Here is a 4,849-nt window from a genome sequence, read left to right as displayed (position 1 = left end):
CCCATAAATGGTTCTTTTTGATGGACAAAAAGTCTTAAAGGCTTAACCAACAAGGTTTTTAGATTTATTCAGGAAGGCCTATCCAAATCACTCGTTAAGACTGTCTATGAGGGGGGAAAAGGGAGCTTTTTTTCAGTGTTGCCAAAGGCACGGCGTAGCCGTCCAGTAAACAGTAATCGGTGAACTGAAAACTCACATCTGATAACTGATAACTGATAACTGATCACTGATCACTGATCACTGACTTGTGAGGGCGCATCAGCGATCGCACAGTAGGGACGACTATAACAAAGGGGTATTTCCAGGTCGTGTTGTTCCAAAAATTCCCGATTACTTAAAATCTTAGCGGTTTCTCCCTCTCCCACCACCTGACCACGATTTAAAACAACCGTGCGATCGCATAATTCTAAAGCCAGATCGAGATCGTGGGTAGCGATCACTTGGGTTTGGGGTAAAGTGGCTAACAGTTGTATTAATTGCCGACGGGACCGGGGGTCTAGTTGGGCGCTAGGTTCATCAAAAACTAAGACCTGCGGTAACATGGCTAAAACCCCCGCAATCGCCACGCGTTTTTTTTCACCCCCCGATAGATTCTGACTGTTTCTCTTACCATAATGCTGGGAATCCAATCCCACCGCGTGTAAAGCATGATGACAGCGATGGTTTAAATCCTCTCCGCGAATTCCCTGATTCATCGGGCCAAAAGTCACATCTTCCCAGACAGTGGGCATAAATAGCTGATCGTCGGGGTTTTGGAAGACTAAACCGACAAAATTGCGGATATTTTCTAAATTCTCCGGTTTAACTTGGTAGGGACCGACGGTGATTTTACCCGTTTGCGGCGGGAGAATACCGTTAAAATGCAGTAATAAGGTGGATTTTCCCGATCCATTTGCCCCGACCAAAGCCACCTTTTCCGTAGCTTCAATGGCTAAATTAATACCCTTTAACGCTTCTGTGCCGTCAGGATAGGTATAAACTAGGTTTTCAATAAAAATCGGGTTGTGGTGCATGAAAAACGAGACTTTTACCGAAAAATTGGGTTTAAGGTTCCCCGTCCTTTAGCGTAGCGGAGGACGGCTTTTTTGGCAACAGGTTGTCAATCTAGCTTCAAGTTTAGGCAACGGGAGTGTCAACTGAGCAGATGTACCATTTGACCCCAGAGGATCAGAATTACTATGCAAATTATAGCGAGATAATCTTTCAGCTTGCTTTGGGGAACCTGTACAGAGGGCAAGGAACCAGTGTAACCCCTCGATAACATGGCTTGATAAATGCGCTCGCCACGTTCGTAGGTACGGATAAATAAAGCGCCGATCATGTGTCCCACTAGCAACCGTTGCCATCGGGGACTACTCATTAAATTGCGCGCAATTGCTGCCCTTCGCATGGAATTAAATTCAGCGATCAAAACAGCTAGATAACGGTACATAGAAGCCAAAATTGCCACCAATAAAGGGGGAGTTTTCAGGGTAACTAATGCTTGCAACAGGTCGGGAATTGCTGTGGTTAAAACCAGAATATTGACCGTACAAAGACAGAGAAAAGCTTTTAGGGCCACACTGCCTAACACCAGCAATCCCTCGCTAGTTACCCGCAAAAATCCCCAAGACCAAAGAATTTCCCCGCCATCACGAAAAAGAGTTCCCAATAAAACCACACCGATAAAGACAAATTCGATCGCTACTCTTTGTAAAAGTACGGGAATAGCCACCCGACTGATCAGAATTAAAATAATTAATCCTAATCCGTAAATCCCCCAAGTTTCCCAGCTACCATTCGGCGTTAAGGCTGTGGCAAAAACTAACAAAAGAGTCACTAAAACACGGGTATGGGGCGCGAGTCTCTGCCAAAAACCGAAATTTGGGCGCTCATTTTCGCAAGAAAAAGTGGCAATGTGTAGCATTTATTCAGTTATCAGTTATCAGTTATCAGTTAGAAAGGGGATGTAGGGATTTAGGGGTTTAGGGGTTTAGGGATTTAGGGGTTTAGGGGTTTAGGGATTTAGGGAAATTTCAGCTAAATGCCCCACGTCCCCACGTCCCCACGTCCCCACGTCCCGACTCCTTACTCCTGATTTTGGGATTTTGGAATGACTAATTTACCGATACCCCAAGCGATGCCGAAAGTGGCAAGAGTTCCCAGAAAACCGGCGATGGGAGTGGCGATACCTTCGGGAACACCTTTGAGGGCATAACCATCAAAAATTCGGGCAAAAGGTAATTGACTACCTAGGGCGTTAGGGTCTTCTTTTTTGCTAAATTGCAAGTCTTCCGCCACTCGATCGAGTCCGTCGGGATCGGGACTGGCAAAGGGAGAAAGAAAAACGGCGATAATTAGGGAGCATACCAGACCAATCAGAAAAAATTGGCTATTTCTGCGAATATTCATGGGCTAATCTTTATTAAACCTCTTGCATAATTAATTTTTGAGGGTTCAAAAACGGTAAAAATAAGGATTAAATTGCATAAAATCCTTAAATAGACCATTTAATTGATTATTATTCATTCTTAATTCTCCTGACTCCTGACGACCGACTCCTGACCCTAACAACAATTTTTGATTTTTACAAGAGGTCTATTGACGAGGAGCGTAGGAAGGGGGAACAGAGGTATTAACGGAATGGGGCGGATCGTAGAGAAGATCGGGACGGGTTCGCCAGATATAACCGACAGCGAAAACGGTAATCACCGCTTCCCCGATGCCGATGAGGATATGCCAAGATAACATGGCAAAAAGGGCGACTAAAGGCGGTACAGTCCCCGATAAAGCCAATTGCAGGGCGCAAGCTAACGCCGCCACCACCACACTTGTCCAAGCGGCCAGGGCAACAGCGATCGCCATACTGCGCCAACTATGAAAACCGAGGGCTTTCCTAATCCCCAGATAGAGATAATAACCGCCAAAGGTGCCGATCAGACCCATATTGACGATATTCGCCCCTAAAACCGTTAAACCGCCATCTTGAAAAAATAAAGCTTGCACGATAAAAACCACCGCCATCACCAAAGAACCCGCCCAGGGACCGAGCAGAACCCCCGCCAGAGTCCCCCCTAACAAATGTCCGGAGGTTCCCCCCGGAATGGGAAAATTAATCATCTGGGCGGCAAAAATAAAGGCGGCACAAACTCCCATCAAAGGTACAGCCCGTTCAGCGTAGTGACCGCGCACTTTTTTGAGAGAAAAGCCAATCAGGACAACGGCAATTATCCAAGTAAATAGACTCACCGATGGACTCAAAAAGCCGTCAGGAATATGGAGGGCGAGATAAGGGGTAAGGAGAGGGTGAAACAAACCAACTCCCAGAAAATTAACAGACATTAAAACTCAGTCTCCTTGGCAATTTGGGTTAAAGATTTGAATAGAATTGTTTCGCTGGGACGGAAAAGTCCTATCTTCTAGTAGATAACTAACCGCTTCATTCTACAATGCTCTCTCTGGGGATTTAAACCCTTTAGCTTCTTAAGAATTTCTGTTATTTTGCCAGCCGTCAAGGTTTAGCTATCAGCCAAAATCTGATTATTCTCCAGCGTCAAATTCTTTAAATTATTATTAATTTTTCGAGTTTTTTTCAGTTTTTATGCTATGCCTTAACCAGTGAGCAGTTAGAAGAGGCTGGTGACTACATTGGCCACGTGATCGATGGTCAGGGTGGTGCTTTAATTGGTTTAGAGGTCAACTAATGATAAGCTATCAGAGAGAACCCCCTCTTTTTTGCTTTTTCTAGCTTGGTATGAAACCGTGATCAACTCTGAAGAAAAAAGACCGACTTGGGACGAATATTTTTTAATGATCGCTAAATTAGCCGCCACCAGATCCACCTGTTTAGCTTTTCCCGTCGGTGCGGTAATTGTCAAAGATCGGCAGGTTTTAGCCACGGGTTACAATGGTTCGCCATCGGGAACGGTTCATTGTACTGCCCAGGGTTTTTGTTATCCCGGTTTGGGAACCTGTCGAGAATCCGGAGAAATTCCCTCTAGAGCAATTCATGCCGAAGCTAATGCGATCGCTCAAGCGGCCAAACACGGTATTTCTACCCAAGGGGCTAGTATTTACGTTACTTTAGAACCCTGTATTTCCTGCTTAAAACTAATTATTTCTTCGGGAATTAAAGAAGTTTTTTACGAAGCGGATTTTAATAGTGGGACAAAAGCAATGTTAAGGGATTCTTTTCTAGAAACGGGGATTATTAAATATAAAAAGATTTATTTATCAGCAGAAATGGCTAGTCATGCGGCCTTATTTTTATTAAATCCCATTTCGATCGATCTCAGGTAGTTATCCCAAGGATGCTAATTACTAGGAAAAGTCTCTATTTCTAGGGTAGATAAAGTTAGTTGAATTGGGATAATTTTATGGGCGGTTTTCCAGAAAAGGTTCGATATCGATGGGGAACCAATCGGCTCTCTTGTTCTTTGTGTGGTCATTTTAACTTACTATAGAAGCGATCAATCTTTGTGTCCTCTGTGCCTCTGTGGTTCCTTCCACTCCCTCGCCAGCAGGACTGTATCTTAGAATACATTTTACCCACCAAACCTAAGAGAGCCACCAATCTCCGTCTAATACTAAATCCGGTTATTAAAAACTGATTATCTATTCCTCCCCAACAAGGTTTTTCCCATTATTCAGCCACCCCTAAATAGGGTCTGCTGAAAAAGTTTTTCCTGGGGGTAGGTGTCAGTAGCCGGTCGTCAGGAGTCGATCGTTTTAGGCTTTGTTGCCCTTGTTTTTTGTACCAAGCGATGTACTACAAGAAGGATAATGCAAGGTTTTTGAACGTCCCAATCCTATTTTCGCAGCATGAACATCGGACTTTAACAGGTCAAAAGCTTTATTTTAAAAGGGTTTT

6 protein-coding genes are annotated in these 4,849 nt (G+C 44.2%); 1 reads left to right on the top strand and 5 read right to left on the bottom strand.

Annotated features, from left to right (window positions below; all coding sequences use genetic code 11):
- Positions 1-230: 230 nt before the first annotated feature.
- From PX482_RS19330 to PX482_RS19315, 4 genes are all read right to left on the bottom strand, one after another.
- Positions 231-1,013: an energy-coupling factor ABC transporter ATP-binding protein gene (locus PX482_RS19330; protein ID WP_002761800.1), complete on the bottom strand. Its 783-nt coding sequence runs from the start codon at positions 1,011-1,013 to the stop codon at positions 231-233.
- 119 nt (positions 1,014-1,132) lie between these two features.
- Positions 1,133-1,906, bottom strand: coding sequence for a cobalt ECF transporter T component CbiQ (cbiQ, locus tag PX482_RS19325; RefSeq protein ID WP_002761798.1), 774 nt, complete (start codon positions 1,904-1,906; stop codon positions 1,133-1,135).
- Positions 1,907-2,067: 161 nt separating this feature from the next.
- Positions 2,068-2,391, bottom strand: coding sequence for a PDGLE domain-containing protein (locus PX482_RS19320; RefSeq protein ID WP_288122870.1), 324 nt, complete (start codon positions 2,389-2,391; stop codon positions 2,068-2,070).
- Between the two features lie 186 nt (positions 2,392-2,577).
- Positions 2,578-3,321, bottom strand: a complete 744-nt coding sequence (locus tag PX482_RS19315) for an energy-coupling factor ABC transporter permease (protein ID WP_288027389.1) — start codon at positions 3,319-3,321, stop codon at positions 2,578-2,580.
- A 420-nt stretch (positions 3,322-3,741) separates the two neighbouring features.
- Here PX482_RS19315 and PX482_RS19310 point away from each other — a divergent pair, with 420 nt between their 5' ends.
- Entirely contained in the window at positions 3,742-4,278 is a 537-nt protein-coding gene (locus PX482_RS19310; RefSeq protein WP_043995593.1) for a deoxycytidylate deaminase, read from the top strand.
- Positions 4,279-4,292: 14 nt separating this feature from the next.
- Here the strand turns inward: PX482_RS19310 and PX482_RS19305 are convergent, their stop codons facing one another.
- Positions 4,293-4,427 carry a hypothetical protein gene (locus tag PX482_RS19305; protein WP_256378314.1) on the bottom strand — a complete coding sequence of 45 codons (135 nt, stop codon included), beginning with the start codon at positions 4,425-4,427 and terminating at the stop codon, positions 4,293-4,295.
- Positions 4,428-4,849 lie beyond the last annotated feature (422 nt).

The organism is Microcystis sp. M53602_WE12, from assembly GCF_030065455.1.
GTDB classification, from domain to species: Bacteria; Cyanobacteriota; Cyanobacteriia; order Cyanobacteriales; family Microcystaceae; genus Microcystis; species Microcystis aeruginosa.
The sequence above is the reverse complement of the archived record's forward strand: the minus strand, read 5'-3'. Positions and strand labels throughout refer to the sequence as shown.

Excerpts from the sequence above, each read along its gene's own strand:
- PX482_RS19305 (WP_256378314.1), bottom strand. The coding sequence starts at position 4,427 with ATGACCACACAAAGAACAAGAGAGCCGATTGGTTCCCCATCGATATCG.
- PX482_RS19320 (WP_288122870.1), bottom strand. The coding sequence starts at position 2,391 with ATGAATATTCGCAGAAATAGCCAATTTTTTCTGATTGGTCTGGTATGC.
- cbiQ (WP_002761798.1), bottom strand. The coding sequence starts at position 1,906 with ATGCTACACATTGCCACTTTTTCTTGCGAAAATGAGCGCCCAAATTTC.
- PX482_RS19330 (WP_002761800.1), bottom strand. The coding sequence starts at position 1,013 with ATGCACCACAACCCGATTTTTATTGAAAACCTAGTTTATACCTATCCT.
- PX482_RS19315 (WP_288027389.1), bottom strand. The coding sequence starts at position 3,321 with ATGTCTGTTAATTTTCTGGGAGTTGGTTTGTTTCACCCTCTCCTTACC.